The 15,060-nt window shown below is 71.2% G+C and carries 18 protein-coding genes and 1 pseudogene; 4 read left to right on the top strand and 15 right to left on the bottom strand.

Annotated elements, in window-relative coordinates; all coding sequences use genetic code 11:
- Nucleotides 1-120: 120 nt before the first annotated feature.
- Nucleotides 121-1,962, top strand: coding sequence for an endonuclease/exonuclease/phosphatase family protein (locus ACH4D3_RS39130; RefSeq protein ID WP_398332542.1), 1,842 nt, complete (start codon nucleotides 121-123; stop codon nucleotides 1,960-1,962).
- A 30-nt stretch (nucleotides 1,963-1,992) separates the two neighbouring features.
- Here the strand turns inward: ACH4D3_RS39130 and ACH4D3_RS39125 are convergent, their stop codons facing one another.
- The 3 genes from ACH4D3_RS39125 to ACH4D3_RS39115 form a co-directional block, all read right to left on the bottom strand.
- A complete protein-coding gene (locus ACH4D3_RS39125) occupies nucleotides 1,993-2,703 on the bottom strand; it encodes an antibiotic biosynthesis monooxygenase (RefSeq protein ID WP_398332541.1) in 711 nt (236 codons plus the stop codon).
- Between the two features lie 153 nt (nucleotides 2,704-2,856).
- Nucleotides 2,857-3,321, bottom strand: coding sequence for a DUF3618 domain-containing protein (locus ACH4D3_RS39120; RefSeq protein ID WP_398332540.1), 465 nt, complete (start codon nucleotides 3,319-3,321; stop codon nucleotides 2,857-2,859).
- Nucleotides 3,318-3,737: a phage holin family protein gene (locus ACH4D3_RS39115; RefSeq protein WP_398332539.1), complete on the bottom strand. Its 420-nt coding sequence runs from the start codon at nucleotides 3,735-3,737 to the stop codon at nucleotides 3,318-3,320. Before ACH4D3_RS39115 ends, ACH4D3_RS39120 begins: the two co-directional genes overlap by 4 nt.
- A 167-nt stretch (nucleotides 3,738-3,904) precedes the next feature.
- On the opposite strand from ACH4D3_RS39115, the gene dapA reads away from it, so the two are divergent.
- Complete coding sequence (gene dapA / locus ACH4D3_RS39110) at nucleotides 3,905-4,822, top strand: 4-hydroxy-tetrahydrodipicolinate synthase (RefSeq protein ID WP_398332538.1); 918 nt, start codon at nucleotides 3,905-3,907, stop codon at nucleotides 4,820-4,822.
- Here dapA and ACH4D3_RS39105 read toward each other — a convergent pair.
- A complete protein-coding gene (locus ACH4D3_RS39105; protein ID WP_398332537.1) occupies nucleotides 4,807-5,058 on the bottom strand; it encodes a hypothetical protein in 252 nt (83 codons plus the stop codon). The genes dapA and ACH4D3_RS39105 overlap by 16 nt on opposite strands.
- A gap of 119 nt (nucleotides 5,059-5,177) precedes the next feature.
- Between ACH4D3_RS39105 and ACH4D3_RS39100 the strand changes: the two genes are divergently transcribed.
- Entirely contained in the window at nucleotides 5,178-5,366 is a 189-nt protein-coding gene (locus ACH4D3_RS39100; protein WP_398332536.1) for a hypothetical protein, read from the top strand.
- A gap of 84 nt (nucleotides 5,367-5,450) precedes the next feature.
- Here the strand turns inward: ACH4D3_RS39100 and dapD are convergent, their stop codons facing one another.
- The 11 genes from dapD to ACH4D3_RS39045 form a co-directional block, all read right to left on the bottom strand.
- Nucleotides 5,451-6,440: a 2,3,4,5-tetrahydropyridine-2,6-dicarboxylate N-succinyltransferase gene (dapD, locus tag ACH4D3_RS39095; protein ID WP_398332535.1), complete on the bottom strand. Its 990-nt coding sequence runs from the start codon at nucleotides 6,438-6,440 to the stop codon at nucleotides 5,451-5,453.
- 9 nt (nucleotides 6,441-6,449) lie between these two features.
- Complete coding sequence (locus ACH4D3_RS39090) at nucleotides 6,450-7,043, bottom strand: TetR/AcrR family transcriptional regulator (protein ID WP_398332534.1); 594 nt, start codon at nucleotides 7,041-7,043, stop codon at nucleotides 6,450-6,452.
- Nucleotides 7,043-7,363, bottom strand: a complete 321-nt coding sequence (locus ACH4D3_RS39085; RefSeq protein WP_003976901.1) for a multidrug efflux SMR transporter — start codon at nucleotides 7,361-7,363, stop codon at nucleotides 7,043-7,045. Before ACH4D3_RS39085 ends, ACH4D3_RS39090 begins: the two co-directional genes overlap by 1 nt.
- A gap of 101 nt (nucleotides 7,364-7,464) precedes the next feature.
- Nucleotides 7,465-7,797, bottom strand: coding sequence for a metal-sulfur cluster assembly factor (locus tag ACH4D3_RS39080; RefSeq protein ID WP_398332533.1), 333 nt, complete (start codon nucleotides 7,795-7,797; stop codon nucleotides 7,465-7,467).
- The gene (gene sufU, locus ACH4D3_RS39075) at nucleotides 7,794-8,264 is read right to left on the bottom strand and encodes a Fe-S cluster assembly sulfur transfer protein SufU (protein ID WP_030868583.1); all 471 of its coding nucleotides are present in this window, start codon (nucleotides 8,262-8,264) and stop codon (nucleotides 7,794-7,796) included. Before sufU ends, ACH4D3_RS39080 begins: the two co-directional genes overlap by 4 nt.
- A gap of 17 nt (nucleotides 8,265-8,281) precedes the next feature.
- Nucleotides 8,282-9,538, bottom strand: a complete 1,257-nt coding sequence (locus ACH4D3_RS39070) for a cysteine desulfurase (RefSeq protein ID WP_398332532.1) — start codon at nucleotides 9,536-9,538, stop codon at nucleotides 8,282-8,284.
- The gene (gene sufC / locus ACH4D3_RS39065; protein ID WP_115741523.1) at nucleotides 9,535-10,299 is read right to left on the bottom strand and encodes a Fe-S cluster assembly ATPase SufC; all 765 of its coding nucleotides are present in this window, start codon (nucleotides 10,297-10,299) and stop codon (nucleotides 9,535-9,537) included. Before sufC ends, ACH4D3_RS39070 begins: the two co-directional genes overlap by 4 nt.
- 7 nt (nucleotides 10,300-10,306) lie before the next feature.
- Entirely contained in the window at nucleotides 10,307-10,624 is a 318-nt protein-coding gene (locus tag ACH4D3_RS39060; protein ID WP_398332531.1) for a non-heme iron oxygenase ferredoxin subunit, read from the bottom strand.
- Nucleotides 10,621-11,805, bottom strand: a complete 1,185-nt coding sequence (sufD, locus tag ACH4D3_RS39055) for a Fe-S cluster assembly protein SufD (protein ID WP_398332530.1) — start codon at nucleotides 11,803-11,805, stop codon at nucleotides 10,621-10,623. Before sufD ends, ACH4D3_RS39060 begins: the two co-directional genes overlap by 4 nt.
- A 60-nt stretch (nucleotides 11,806-11,865) precedes the next feature.
- Complete coding sequence (gene sufB / locus ACH4D3_RS39050; protein ID WP_003976894.1) at nucleotides 11,866-13,287, bottom strand: Fe-S cluster assembly protein SufB; 1,422 nt, start codon at nucleotides 13,285-13,287, stop codon at nucleotides 11,866-11,868.
- Entirely contained in the window at nucleotides 13,284-14,042 is a 759-nt protein-coding gene (locus ACH4D3_RS39045) for a metalloregulator ArsR/SmtB family transcription factor (RefSeq protein WP_109031966.1), read from the bottom strand. The genes sufB and ACH4D3_RS39045 overlap by 4 nt, the downstream gene beginning before the upstream one ends.
- A 171-nt stretch (nucleotides 14,043-14,213) precedes the next feature.
- On the opposite strand from ACH4D3_RS39045, the pseudogene ACH4D3_RS39040 reads away from it, so the two are divergent.
- Nucleotides 14,214-15,034: pseudogene (locus tag ACH4D3_RS39040) on the top strand (aminoglycoside N(3)-acetyltransferase).
- Nucleotides 15,035-15,060: the final 26 nt, after the last annotated feature.

Here is a 15,060-nt window from a genome sequence, read left to right as displayed (position 1 = left end):
AAGCGGGGGGCGGGCCGGGGACAAGTGTTCACTCAGGTCCCGGGTGTCCCACGTGCAGCCTGCTGCCTCTCGCACCCCCACCCTCGTTCCGGCGCCACGTCACATCCCCGGAGGGATCCGTTGGCCAGCAAGTCCTCCGCGCGCCTCGCCGCGCTCACCGTCGCCGCCGTCTGCTCGGCGGCGTCCACCGTCGTCCTCACCACGCCCGCGCACGCCGCCTCCGCGGCGGCCGGCCCGGTGCGCATCCACGACGTCCAGGGCAGCACCAGGCTGTCGCCGTACGCCGGCGAGCAGGTCACGGACGTGGCCGGAATCGTCACCGGCGTCCGCGGCTACGGCTCCTCCAAGGGCTTCTGGATGCAGGACCCGCTGCCGGACGCGGACCCGGCCACCAGCGAGGGCGTCTTCGTCTTCACGGGCAAGGCCCCCGAGGTCGCCGTCGGAGACGCGGTCACCGTCTCCGGCACGGTCTCGGAGTACGTCCCCGGCGGTACGTCCTCGGGGAACCAGTCGCTGACCGAGATCACCCGTCCGACGGTCACCGTCGTCTCGGGCGGCAACGCGCTCCCGGCCGCGACGACCGTCTCCGCCCGCTCCGTGCCCCGCACGTACGCCCCCGAGGGCGACGGGGCGGCGAACGGCTCGGTCAACGCCCTGCCCCTGCGGCCGAGGACGTACGCCCTGGACTACTACGAGTCCCTGGAGGGCATGAACGTCCGGGTCTCCGACGCCCGCGTGGTCGGGGCCTCCGACCCGTACACCGAGCTGTGGGTCACGGTGAAGCCCTGGGAGAACCCGAACCGCCGCGGCGGCACGGTCTACGGCTCCTACGACGACCAGAACACCGGCCGGCTGCAGATCCAGTCGCTGGGCAAGCCGGCCGACTTCCCCGCCGCGAACGTGGGCGACACGCTCGCCGGCACCACCGCCGGTCCGCTGGACTACAACCAGTACGGCGGCTACACCCTGGTCGCGAGCGAGATCGGCGCCCTGGAGAGCGGCGGCACGGAGCGCGAGTCGACGCGCCGGCAGAGCGCGCGCGAGCTGGCGGTGGCGACGTACAACGTCGAGAACCTCGATCCGTCGGACGACACCTTCACCGCGCACGCCGAAACGATCGTGCACCGCCTGAAGTCCCCCGACATCGTGTCGCTGGAGGAGATCCAGGACAACAACGGCGCCACGGACGACGGCACCGTGGCGGCCGACGCGACGGTCGGCAGGCTGATCGACGCGATCGTCGCGGCCGGCGGCCCGCGCTACGACTGGCGGGGCATCGATCCGGTCGACAAGGCGGACGGCGGCCAGCCCGGCGGCAACATCCGCCAGGCGTTCCTGTTCAACCCGGAGCGGGTCTCCTTCACCGACCGGGCGGGCGGCGACGCGACCACCGCGACCGGGGTGCGCAAGGCGCGCGGCAAGGCGGCGCTGACGCTCTCCCCGGGCCGGGTGGACCCGGCCGACCCGGCCTGGGAGGACAGCCGCAAGCCGCTGGCCGGCGAGTTCGTCTTCCGCGGCCGGACGGTCTTCGTGATCGCCAACCACTTCAACTCCAAGGGCGGCGACCAGGGCCTGACGGCGCAGTACCAGCCGCCGTCGCGCGGCTCGGAGACCCAGCGCCACGCCCAGGCGAAGGTGGTGAACACCTTCGTCAAGGAGATCCTGGCCGCCCAGAAGAACGCGGACGTCGTCGCGCTCGGCGACATCAACGACTTCGAGTTCTCGCGGACCGCCCGCATCCTGGAGGGTGACGGGGCCCTGTGGTCGGCGGTGAAGTCGCTGCCGAGGAGCGAACGCTACTCGTACGTCTACCAGGGCAACAGCCAGGTCCTGGACCAGATCCTGGTCAGCCCGTCGGTGCGCCGCGCCGGGCACCTGTCCTACGACAGCGTGCACGTCAACGCCGAGTTCCACGACCAGATCAGCGACCACGACCCGCAGGTGCTGCGGTTCCGTCCGTGACGGGGCCCCGGTGGGGGCGGGTCCGGGGTGTCAGCGGGGTACGAGGCCGAGGGCGTGGTCGTACCGGACGACCCCGCCGCCACCGGTCAGGCCCGGCCAGTTCTGCACCCGCTCCCACTGGGGCGTCGTCGAGCCGACTCCGTCGCCGGGTGCGGCCAGGGCGGCGCGGTGGGCCTCGGCGCTCTCCCACTCGGCGTAGTTGAGGACGCGCGTGCCGTCGGTGCTCAGGTGGAAGTGGGCGGAGATGCCGCCGGGGCGTGGGTTCGGCTCGCTCTCCAGGGCCTCGAAGACGGCGTCCACCCAGGCCCGCTGACGGTCGGGGTCGGGTCCCTCGAACTCGACGTCGACGATCACGATGCAGCCGGGGACGACGGCGGCCGCCGATTCCTCGCGCCGCGTGCTGCGGTAGCGGCGGTACCGGCCCAGCCTCAGCCGCTCGATGTCCGGCACGGCGGTGTCGATCTCGTCGACGCGCTCCTGCCGGCGGGTCTTGACGAAGGCTTCGTACGCCTGCTCGCTCGCCCACTGGGAGTGGTGCAGCAGCGTGCTGCCGTCGTGCCCGGTGTAGACGTGGTAGCCGCGCAGGTCTTCGGCGGGCCAGGGGCGGCTCTCCCAGGCACGGGCGATGGCGTCGACGGTCTGCCGTTGCCGCTCGGGGGTGCCCACCCGCCAGGTACTGAAGAAGGGCGCCAGGACGTCGGGGCGGACCAGGTCGGGGTGGGTGTCGGTGCGGCGGGTCATGCCGGTCTCCAGTGATCGGTTTCCGTCGGTGCACACACCACCCTCCGACCTCGACCAAGGTTGAGGTCAAGTCCCTTCCGGCACCGGCGGAACGGCACACGGGGCGAGGGGCCCGTCCGGAGCCCCTCGCCCGCGCCGTTCCCGTACGTGCGCTCAGCAGTGCCCGTGCTGCCGGCGCCGCACGAGGCTCGCCGCGACCACCACGCCCGCCGCCGCCCCGGCGGCCAGCATGGCCCGCGGGTGCCCGAGCCCCGCCCGCACCGCCCCGCGCGCCCGCCCGGGCCGCGCGTGCCCCTCCGCGCCGCCCTTGGCCCGGCCCGCCCTGTCGTGCGCGGTGCGCCCGGCCCGGCCCGCCTTGTCGTGGACGGTGTGCCCGGCGTGCGCGGCGGAACTGCGCAGCTGAACGCGCATCGCGCCCGCCTTGTCCTTCAGGTCGGCGGCCCGGGCCTTGGCGCGGCCCTTCACGTCGGCCTTGCCCGCGAGCTCCTCCACGGTGTCGCCGAGCTGACCGCGGGTCTGTTCGATCTGCCTGCGCAGCTCGTCCGGGCCCTTGGCCCCGCCGACCGGCTGCTCGGTGGAGCCGCTCCTCGAACCGCCCCGGCTCGTCGTGTCGGTCATCGATGCGCCCTTTCCCTGATCTGGTCCACGTCGGCCCTGACGCTGCCGAGGGTCTCCTCGGGCTTGGGTGGCACGGCCCGGCGGAGCTGGGCGCGACCGGTCATGGCCAGTACGCCGGCGATCACGAAGAGCGCCGCCGTCACGATGAGTGCCGCCGCCCAGACGGGCAGTACCAGCGAGAGCGCGGCGGCGGCCGTGCCGGCCAGGGCGAACAGACCCACGTAGGCGATGGCGCCCGCGGCACCGAGCATGCCGCCGCCGCGCCCGGCCCGCTTGCCCTTCTCGGCCAGTTCCATCTTGGCCAGGGCCACTTCCTGGCGCACGAGCCGGGAGAGCTGTTCGGTGGCCTGCCCGACGAGTTCGCCCACGGAGTGCTGCTCGTCGTGCACCGGCCTGGTGTGCATGGTTCCGGTCACGGTGTTCCCGCCTCCTCTCGGTTCGGAGCACCCCGGGTACCCCGGGCCGACCGGCGCTACCCCTGCCGACACCCGCGCCACCCCCACCCCCGCCTGAAGCATTCCTTACAGGTACCTCGTAGTAAATTTAAGTGGAGCTACACTGTCAGACGGCCGACACTACTCCCATGACGACAGACGACGACTCCGCCCCCTTCGGCCGCAGCCTGTGCGCCATGGTCACGCCCTTCACCGGGTCGGGCGCGCTCGACCTCGACGGCGCCCAGCGACTCGCGGACCGGCTGGTCTCGCGGGGCTGCGACGGCCTGGTGCTGTCCGGCACCACGGGCGAGTCGCCGACCACGACGGACGCCGAGAAGGCGGCGCTGGTGACGGCGGTCCGGGAGGCGGTCGGGGACCGTGCGGCACTCGTCGCCGGGGTCGGCACCGCGGACACCCGGCACACCGTGGAACTGGCCCTGGCCGCCGAGAAGGCCGGAGCCGACGGACTGCTGGTGGTCGCCCCGTACTACAGCAGGCCACCGCAGGACGCCCTGGAGGCGCACTTCCGCGAGATCGCCGACGCGAGCGGCCTGCCGGTGATGCTGTACGACATCCCGGGCCGCACCGGCACCCGCATCGAGCCCGCCACCGTCGTGCGGCTCGCCGCCCACCCGCGGATCGTGGCCGTCAAGGACTGCTCGTACGACCTCCTCGGCACCCAGAAGGTGCTGTCCCGCACCGGTCTGGCCTACTACGCGGGCTGCGACGAACAGGTCCTCCCCCTCTACGCGATCGGAGCGGCGGGGTACGTCAGCACCGTCGCCAACGTCGTGCCGGAGCTGTTCCGGGCCGTCCTGGACGCCTTCGACGCGGGCGACACCGGCCGGGCCGCCCTGCTCCAGCGGCGGGCGGTCCCGCTCGTCGAGTCGATGATGGCGGCCGGTCTGCCCGGCACGGTCACCGCCAAGGCCCTCCTCGGCGCGCTGGGGCTGCCGGCGGGCCCGGTCCGCGCACCGCTGCGGTCCGCGGACCGGGAGACCACGGCCGGTCTGCTGGCGGCCTACGGGGAACTGGCCGCCGACGCCGGTCAGTCCCAGGCGTAGCCGTCGCCGAACAGCAGGGTGTGTTCCAGTACGTCCTCGGCCGGGTCGTCGATCTGCCCGACGTGGACGTTGAGGAGCCCCACCCGGGGGCCGTTGTGCGAACCGGTCGTCGTCTCGTCGGCGTGCGCGGTCCCCGCGGCCCCCACCGGGAGCCAGCACACCAGCACCGCGGCGCCCGCCCCGGCCAGCAGCCGCGCCACGGCTCCCGCCCGCTCGTTCCCTGTCTCAGGCGTCATCCCAGGTCCTCGTCTCGTCGGATCGGCGTCTGATCGGACTCTGCGTCCACCCGTTCATCCGCCAAGACCACCGATAAGTCACGGGCAGTCATCCGTACGTGCGGGATACGTTGCCCGCGATGAGCAGAAGACGCTACGTGGCCCGGGGCGTCCCGGGCGGATACCGCATCTGGGACAACACGGGCCGCCGCTGGTGGGGCGACCTCTACGAACTGTGCCCCGACGACCTCCTGACCGAGCTGAACGGAGCGGCCGACCAGGTCCGCGTCACCGCGCTGCTGAAGCGGTACCGGGCCCTGAAACGGTGAGCCCCGCGGGCCGGGTCCCCCGCAGACGCCCGAGCGCCCTCCCCCGCGACGGCGGTGGAGGGCGCTCGGCGAGCCTTGACCGGCTCAGTTGTGGCTGTGCAGGATCTCGTTCAGGCCGCCCCAGACCGCGTTGTTCGGGCGGGCCTCGACCGTGCCGGTGACCGAGTTGCGGCGGAAGAGGATGTTGGAGGCGCCGGAGAGTTCGCGGGCCTTGACGACCTGGCCGTCGGGCATCGTGACGCGGGTGCCCGCGGTGACGTAGAGGCCGGCCTCGACGACGCACTCGTCGCCCAGGGCGATGCCGACGCCCGCCTCGGCGCCGACCAGGCAGCGCTCGCCGATGACGATGCGGACGTTGCCGCCGCCGGAGAGGGTGCCCATGGTGGAGGCGCCGCCGCCGATGTCGGAGCCGTCGCCGACGACGACGCCCGCGGAGATGCGGCCCTCGACCATCGAGGTGCCCAGCGTGCCGGCGTTGAAGTTGACGAAGCCCTCGTGCATGACCGTGGTGCCCTCGGCCAGGTGGGCGCCGAGCCGCACGCGGTCGGCGTCGGCGATGCGGACGCCCTTGGGGGCGACGTAGTCCGTCATGCGGGGGAACTTGTCGATCGAGGTGACCTGGAGGTGCAGGCCCTCGGCACGGGCGTTGAGGCGGACCTTCTCGATGTCGTCGACGGCGACCGGGCCCAGCGAGGTCCAGGCGACGTTGGCGAGGTGGGCGAAGATGCCGTCCAGGCTCTGGCCGTGCGGCTTGACCAGGCGGTGCGAGAGCAGGTGCAGGCGCAGGTAGACGTCGTGGGTGTCGACCGGCTTCTCGTCCAGCGAGGAGATGACCGTGCGCACCGCGACCACCTCGACGCCGCGGCGGGCGTCCGGACCGACCGCGGCGGTGGCGCCGCCGCCCAGGAGTTCGGCGGCCTGTTCGGCGGTGAGGCGCTCGGTGCCGGAGGGACCGGGCTCGTCGGACAGTTCGGGGGCCGGGAACCAGGTGTCGAGGACGGTGCCGTCGGCGGCGATCGTGGCGAGGCCCGCGGCCACGGCGCCGGTGGTGCGGGGAGCAGTCGTGTCGGTCATGAGGGCAACCTAACCGGCCGCCGCCCGCCGATGCGAGCCGGGACCGGGGGCGTCTCGCGTGCCGGGCGCGGGGATCAGCCGGGTCAGCACCTGCCGGGCGTACTCCTCGTCGTACGGCGTGTCCGTCAGCAGCACCTGGAGGCAGATGCCGTCCAGTACCGCGACCAGGGCGCGGGCCGTCGTGGGGTCGGTGCGGGCGGCGAGCAGGGCGCCCACGCCCTCGGCCCACTCGGCGGCGACCGGGCGCAGCGCGGGGCGGCGCAGGGCGGCGAGGTACAGCTCGTACTCCAGCTCCACGCCGGTGCGGTCGCCGCCCAGCCATTCGCCGAGGACGCGGGCGAGCTCGCCGGGCAGGTCGGCTTCGGGGTCGGACAGGGCGGGGTGCGCCGCGACGACCCGGGCGAAGCCCTCGTTGGCCTGGCGCAGGGCGGCGACCAGAAGGTCGTCCAGGGTCGCGAAGTGGTACGTGGTGGAGCCGAGCGGGACGTCCGCCTCGGCGGCGACGGTGCGGTGGCTGAGGCCCGCGATGCCCGCACGGCCGACGACCCGGATCGCGGCGTCGATGATGCGCTGGCGGCGCTCGGGGTCGTGGCGGCGGGCCATCAGTGCGCTCCGCCCAGGTTGAGGACGACGACGCCGATGATGATCAGCGCGATGCCGGCGGCCTTGGTGAGCGTCATCCCCTCGCCCATGAAGGCGACGCCGATGGTGGCGATGGCGGCGGTGCCCACCCCGGCCCAGATGGCGTAGGCCGTGCCGACGGCGAGGATCTTCAGGGTCTGGGCCAGCAGTGCGAAGGAGAGTACGTAGGCGAGTGCCGTCAGCAGTGAGGGCACCAGTCTGCTGAAGCCCTCGCTGTACTTCATGGCGGTGGTGCCGGCGACCTCGGCGGCGATGGCTCCGGCCAGGAGCAGATATCCCATGTGTACGAGCGTACATAACGCGGGACGCGAGCGGGCGCGAACACGGGAAACGGCGGCACCCGGAGGTGCCGCCGTTTCGAGAAAGGTGCTGCCGGAGTGGCTCAGACGTTGAACCCCAGCGCGCGCAGCTGCTCGCGGCCGTCGTCCGTGATCTTGTCGGGGCCCCACGGCGGCATCCACACCCAGTTGATGCGCAGCTCGTTGACGAGGCCGTCCGTGGCGGACTTGGCCTGGTCCTCGATCACGTCGGTCAGCGGACAGGCCGCCGACGTCAGGGTCATGTCGACGGTGGCGATGTTCGCGTCGTCGACGTGGATGCCGTAGATCAGGCCGAGGTTGACGACGTCGATGCCCAGCTCGGGGTCCACGACGTCCATCAGGGCCTCGCGGAGCTCCTCCTCCGAGGCCGGCTTCATCTCCAGGGTCTCGCTCATGCCGTCGTCTCCTTCTCGGCGTCGGCGCCGTCCAGCGCCTGGGCGGTCGCGTCCTTCCAGGCCATCCAGCTCAGCAGGGCGCACTTGACCCGGGCCGGGTACTTCGAGACCCCGGCGAACGCGACCGCGTCCTCCAGGACCTCCTCCATCGCGTCGTCGGGCTCGATCCTGCCCTTGGACTGCATCAGCTCCAGGAACGTCTCCTGGATCCGCTGCGCCTGGGCGAGGTCCTTGCCGACCAGCAGGTCGTTCAGCACGGAGGCGCTCGCCTGGCTGATGGAGCAGCCCTGGCCCTCGTAGCTGACGTCGCTGATCGTGGTGCCGTCGTACTTCACGCGGAGCGTGATCTCGTCCCCGCAGGTGGGGTTGACGTGGTGGACCTCGGCGTCGCCATCCCGCAAGCCCCGCCCGTGCGGGTTCTTGTAGTGGTCCAGGATGACTTCCTGGTACATGGAGTCCAGCTTCATGCTCTTCGCTCGTCCCGTCAGCCGAAGAAGTTCCGTACGTGCTCCAGGCCGTCGACCAGTGCGTCGATCTCGGCCGGCGTGGAGTACAGATAGAACGACGCTCGCGTGGTCGCAGGAATTCCGTAGCGCAGGCAGACCGGGCGGGCGCAGTGGTGGCCGACCCGGACCGCGATGCCCTGCTCGTCGAGGACCTGGCCCACGTCGTGCGGGTGGATGTCCCCCAGCGTGAAGGAGATCGCCGCGCCGCGCTCCTCGGCCGTGGTGGGGCCGATGATGCGCAGGTCCGGGACCTCCAGCAGGCGCTTGACGGCGTACTCGGTCAGCGCGTGCTCGTGGGCGAGGATCCTGTCCATGCCGATCGAGTTGAGGTAGTCGATCGCCGCGCCGAGACCGACCGCCTGGGCGACCGGGGGCGTGCCCGCCTCGAACTTGTGCGGGGCCGGGGCGTAGGTGGAGGAGTGCATCGAGACGGTCTCGATCATCTCGCCGCCGCCGAGGAACGGCGGGAGGTCCTCCAGCAGCTCCTGGCGGCCCCAGAGCACGCCGATGCCGGTCGGGCCGCACATCTTGTGGCCGGTGAAGGCCACGAAGTCGGCCTGGAGGGCCTGCACGTCCAGCGGCATGTGCGGCGCGGCCTGGGAGGCGTCGATGCAGACCAGCGCGCCGACCTCCTGGGCGCGGCGCACGATCGCCTCGACCGGGTTCTGGGTGCCCAGGATGTTGGAGACCAGCACGAAGGAGACGATCTTCGTCTTCTCGGTGATGACCTCGTTGATGTTGGACAGGTCCAGGCGGCCGTCGTCCGTGAGACCGAACCAGCGGAGCTTCGCACCGGTGCGCTGCGCGAGCAGCTGCCACGGCACGATGTTGGAGTGGTGCTCCATCTCCGTGATGACGATCTCGGTCTCGTGGTCCACGCGGTAGGGGTCGTCGGCCCAGCCCAGCATGTTCGCGACCAGGTTGAGGGACTCCGAGGCGTTCTTGGTGAAGATCACCTCGTCGCGCGAGGGCGCGTTGATGAACTCCGCGACCTTGTCACGGGCGCCCTCGTACAGCGCCGTGGCCTCCTCGGCGAGGACGTGCACGCCTCGGTGGACGTTGGCGTTGTAGCGCTCGTAGTACTCGCTGAGCGCGTCCAGCACCTGCCGCGGCTTCTGGCTGGTCGCCGCGTTGTCCAGGTACACGAGCTTGTGCCCGTCGTGGACCTGGCGGTCCAGGATGGGGAAGTCCTTGCGGATCGCCTCTGTGTCGAGGAGGCCCGGCAGCTGTGTCACTCGGATGCGCCGCCCTTCGTGTATGCCTCGTAGCCCTCGGCCTCCAGCTTGTCGGCCAGCTCGGCGCCGCCGGACTCGGCGATGCGTCCGTTGGCGAAGACGTGGACGTGGTCGGGCTTGATGTAGCGCAGGATGCGCGTGTAGTGCGTGATCAGCAGGGTGCCGACCTCACCGCTCTCGCGGACCCGGTTGACGCCCTCGGAGACGACGCGCAGGGCGTCGACGTCCAGGCCGGAGTCGGTCTCGTCGAGGATGGCGACCTTCGGCTTGAGCAGCTCCAGCTGGAGGATCTCGTGGCGCTTCTTCTCACCGCCGGAGAAGCCCTCGTTGACGTTGCGCTCGGCGAAGGCGGGGTCCATGTTGAGGCGCTCCATGGCCTCCTTGACCTCCTTGACCCAGTGCCGCAGCTTGGGGGCCTCGCCGCGGACGGCGGTGGCGGAGGTGCGCAGGAAGTTGGAGACGGAGACGCCGGGGACCTCGACCGGGTACTGCATGGCGAGGAAGAGGCCGGCGCGGGCGCGCTCGTCGACGGACATCTCCAGGACGTCCTCGCCGTCGAGGGTGACGGTGCCGCCGGTGATCGTGTACTTGGGGTGACCCGCCAGTGAGTAGGCGAGGGTCGACTTGCCGGAGCCGTTCGGGCCCATGATGGCGTGCGTCTCGCCCTGCTTCACGGTGAGGTCGACGCCCTTGAGGATCTCCTTCGTGGCGTTGTCGGCCTCGACGGTGACGTGCAGGTCTCGGATTTCAAGCGTTGCCATGGGTGCCTCAGGACTCCTGGGTGAGGGAGACGAGCACGTCGTCCCCTTCGATCTTTACGGGGTAAACGGGGACGGGGCGCGTCGCCGGAAGGCTGTCGGGCTTGCCGGAGCGGAGGTCGAAGCGCGAGCCGTGCAGCCAGCACTCGATGTGGCAGTCGTCGACCTCGCCCTCGGCCAGCGAGACGTTCGCGTGCGAGCAGATGTCGTGGATGGCGAACAGCTCGCCCTCGGTCCGCACGACGGAGATCGGCGTGCCGTCGAGTTCCACCCGCTTGGGGGTGTCCTCCTCCAGCTCGTCCGTTCCACAGACGCGTACGAAGGTCATGCGACCGACGCCTCCAGCTCTTCCGCGATCTTGGCGAGGAGGCGCTCCTGGATGTCCTCGACGCCGATCTGCTGGACCAGCTCGGCGAAGAAGCCGTGCACCACCAGGCGGCGGGCGTCCAGCTCGGGGATGCCGCGCGCCATCAGGTAGAAGAGCTGCTCGTCGTCGAAGCGGCCGGTGGCGGAGGCGTGACCGGCGCCGACGATCTCGCCGGTCTCGATCTCCAGGTTCGGCACCGAGTCGACCCGCGCGCCGTCGGTGAGGACGAGGTTGCGGTTCATCTCGTAGGTGTCGGTGCCCTCGGCCGCGGCCTCGATGAGCACGTCGCCGATCCAGACCGCGTGCGCGTCGTCGCCCTGGAGCGCGCCCTTGTAGACGACGTTCGACTTGCAGTGCGGGACGTTGTGGTCGACCAGGAGGCGGTGCTCCTGGTGCTGGCCGGCGTCGGTGAAGTACAGGCCGAACAGCTCGGCCTCGCCGCCGGGTCCGGCGTAGGCCACGCGCGGGTGGAGGCGGACCAGGTCGCCGCCGAAGGTGACGACGAAGGACTTGAAGGTCGCGTCGCGGCCGACCAGCGCGTTGTGCTGGCCGACGTGGACCGCCTTGTCGTCCCAGTCCTGCACGGAGACGACGGTCAGCTTGGCGCCGTCGCCCAGGACGTAGTCGACGTTGGCGGCGAGCACCGCGTCGCCGGTGTGGTCGATGACGACCACGGCCTCGGCGAAGGCGCCCAGCTCGACGACCTGGTGGGCGTAGGCGGTGCCGCCCTCGCCGTGCACGGCGATGCGGATCGGCTCGGTGAGGACCGTCTCCTTGGGGACGGTGATCACGCCCGCCTTCTCGAACGCCGAGTAGGCCTGGGCGGCGATCCGGTCCACGGGGGTCCCGGCCCTGCCGATGCGCGCGTCGTCGCGGCCGACGGTCTCGACGACGACGCCCTCGGGCGCCTCGATGTCGACCTTCACGCCGTCACCGGTGGCGACGGCGGTGCCGTCGTGCAGCCCGCGCAGCCGCTCCAGCGGGGTGAACCGCCACTCCTCCTCGCGGCCGTGCGGGACCGGGAAGTCCGCCACGTCGAAGGACGCGGGCGCGCTCATGCGCGTGGCGACGGTCGACTCGGCGGCCACCGCGATCTGGCCCGCGGTGGTGGACCCCACGGGGATGTTCTGAGCCTCAGCCATGGCTGTCGGTCTGCTCTCTTCCTACGTTCCTGGATCTGGTGACTGCGGTGGGGGCGGGGGTCAGCCGACCGCGCCCTCCATCTGCAGCTCGATCAGCCGGTTGAGCTCGAGGGCGTACTCCATGGGCAGCTCCTTGGCGATCGGCTCGACGAAGCCGCGCACGATCATCGCCATCGCCTCGAACTCGCTCAGACCGCGGCTCATCAGGTAGAAGAGCTGGTCCTCGGAGACCTTGGAGACGGTCGCCTCGTGGCCCATGGACACGTCGTCCTCGCGGACGTCCACGTAGGGGTACGTGTCGGAGCGGGAGATGGTGTCGACCAGCAGCGCGTCGCACAGCACGTTCGACTTGGAGCCGTGGGCGCCCTCGCCGATCTCGACGAGACCGCGGTAGGAGGTGCGGCCGCCGCCGCGCGCCACGGACTTCGAGACGATGTTGGAGGAGGTGTTCGGCGCCATGTGGACCATCTTGGAACCGGCGTCCTGGTGCTGGCCCTCGCCCGCGAAGGCGATGGACAGGGTCTCGCCCTTGGCGTGCTCGCCCATCAGGTAGACGGCCGGGTACTTCATCGTCACCTTGGAGCCGATGTTGCCGTCGATCCACTCCATGGTCGCGCCCTCGTACGCCACGGCGCGCTTGGTGACCAGGTTGTAGACGTTGTTCGACCAGTTCTGAATGGTCGTGTAGCGGCAGCGGGCGTTCTTCTTGACGATGATCTCGACGACCGCGGAGTGCAGCGAGTCCGACTTGTAGATCGGCGCGGTGCAGCCCTCGACGTAGTGCACGTAGGCACCCTCGTCGACGATGATCAGGGTCCGCTCGAACTGGCCCATGTTCTCCGTGTTGATGCGGAAGTAGGCCTGGAGCGGGATCTCGACGTGCACGCCCTTCGGCACGTAGATGAAGGAGCCGCCGGACCACACGGCGCTGTTCAGCGAGGCGAACTTGTTGTCACCGACCGGGATGACGGTGCCGAAGTACTCCTTGAAGAGCTCCGGGTGCTCCTTCAGGGCCGTGTCGGTGTCCAGGAAGATGACGCCCTGCTCCTCCAGGTCCTCGCGGATCTGGTGGTAGACGACCTCGGACTCGTACTGGGCCGCGACACCGGCGACGAGGCGCTGCTTCTCCGCCTCGGGGATGCCGAGCTTGTCGTACGTGTTCTTGATGTCCTCGGGCAGGTCCTCCCAGGACTCCGCCTGCTTCTCCGTGGAGCGCACGAAGTACTTGATGTTGTCGAAGTCGATCCCCGACAGGTCCGAGCCCCAGTTCGGCATGGGCTTCTTCTCGAAGAGGCGCAGGCCCTTGAGACGGAGCTTGGTCATCCACTCCGGCTCGTTCTTCTTCGCGGAGATGTCGCGGACGACGTCCTCGTTGATGCCGCGCTTGGCAGAGGCGCCGGCCGTGTCGGAGTCGGCCCAGCCGTATTCGTACTTGCCCAGGCCCTCGAGCTCGGGGTGAGCAGTCTCCGTGGGGAGAGTCATGCGGGGTTCCTCCCGGCCGTGCTTGCAGATGCGTTAGCGGTGTTCTTGGGGGCGCGCGCCGGGGGTGGCGCGTGCGAAGTCTTCGGAATGAACGTGGTGCAGACCCCGTCGCCGTGCGCGATGGTCGCGAGCCGCTGTACATGCGTACCGAGCAGCTCGGCGAAAAATTCCGTCTCCGCCTCGCACAGCTGCGGGAACTGCTCCGCGACGTGGGCGACCGGGCAGTGGTGCTGGCACAGCTGCTCGCCCTGCTGGGGGTGGGGTGCGCTCCGCGCGGTAGCAGCGTACCCGTCCTCGCTCAGGGCCTTGGCCAGCGCTTCGGCGCGCTTTTCGGCGGGGACGGACTCGACGGCCGCGCGGTACGCGCCCGACTGGGCGGCGATCCGGGCGCGGGCGAAGGCGGCGATCGCCTGCTCCCCGCCCTCCTGCTCGGCGATCCAGCGCAGGGCGTCGGCGGCCAGCTTGTCGTACGACTGGTCGAAGGCGTCCCGGCCGCAGTCGGTGAGCGCGAAGACCTTGGCGGGCCGTCCGCGCGTGCGCGCGCCGTAGACCCGCTGCTCGCGGGCCTCGACCACGTCGTCGGCGACCAGGGCGTCGAGGTGGCGCCGGACAGCGGCCTGGGTCAGGCCCAGGCGTCCGGCGAGCTCGGCGACAGTGGACGGCCCGTGGTCCAGGATGGAGCGCGCGACCCGGTTGCGGGTGGACCGCTCACCGGTCGCGAGTTCCTCCTGCGGAGCCTCACCGACGTTTTTCACAACGCCATTGTTGCGTAATTCCTCCGGGGCGGGCAAGCCGCGTCCGGATCATCGGACGGTGCCCTGCGTCACTTAGGCATACCTAAGGTGACCTGCGGAAACGATCTTTGATCGATCAGACGCCGGGCAATCCGCTGGCATCCGCGACCGGCTTCCGGAACACTCCCCCGCATGCCCACGCCCCCTCCGACCGGCCCACTCGTCACCCGCGGCACGCTCGCCGCCGGGTTGCGCGAACTGGGTGTGCGCACCGGCGACACCCTCCTCGCGCACTCCTCCCTCAGCTCGCTCGGGTGGGTCTGCGGAGGCCCCGTCGCGGTCGTCCAGGCGCTTCTCGACGTGCTCGGGCCGGACGGCACCCTGGTGGTTCCGACGCAGACCGGCGACCTCTCCGACCCGGCCCTGTGGACCAGCCCGCCGGTGCCCGAGGCGTGGTGGGAGGCCGTCCGCGCGGCGACACCCCCCTACGACCCGCTGATCACGCCCTCGCGCGGCGTCGGCGTGGTCCCGGAGACGGTCCGCACCTGGCCCGGCGCCCGGCGCAGCGCCCATCCGCAGACCTCCTTCGCCGCCCTGGGCGCCCGCGGGGCCGAGGTGGTCGCCGGCCACGCGACCGACTGCCGGCTGGGCTGGGGGTACCTCCCACGCCCTTAAGGCAGTGGGGGAACAGTCCACTGGCCACGCTGGAGCGGCTGGACGCCCGGGTCCTGCTGCTCGGCGCGGGCTACGACGCGTGCACCGCCTTCCACCTCGCCGAGTACCGGATCCCCGCGCCGATGGTGGAGGTGGGGCGCCCGGGGCCGGCGGGATGGGAACGGGTGAGGGAGGTGTCGATCACCTCGGAGCGCTTCGACGAACTGGGCCACGACTTCGAACGGGACCGCCCCGTCGCGCGCGACAGGGTCGGCGCGGCCGAGGCACGCCTGTTCCCGTTGGCCGACGCGGTCGCGTACGCCGAGCGGTGGCTGCCCCTGCACCGCCCGCGCGAGTGAGCCCCGTCCACGGTGCGAGAAGGGTT

It is taken from the genome of Streptomyces sp. NPDC018026 (assembly GCF_044327745.1).
Classification (GTDB): domain Bacteria; phylum Actinomycetota; class Actinomycetes; order Streptomycetales; family Streptomycetaceae; genus Streptomyces; species Streptomyces rubrogriseus.
This window is presented reverse-complemented; position numbering and strand designations above follow the sequence as displayed.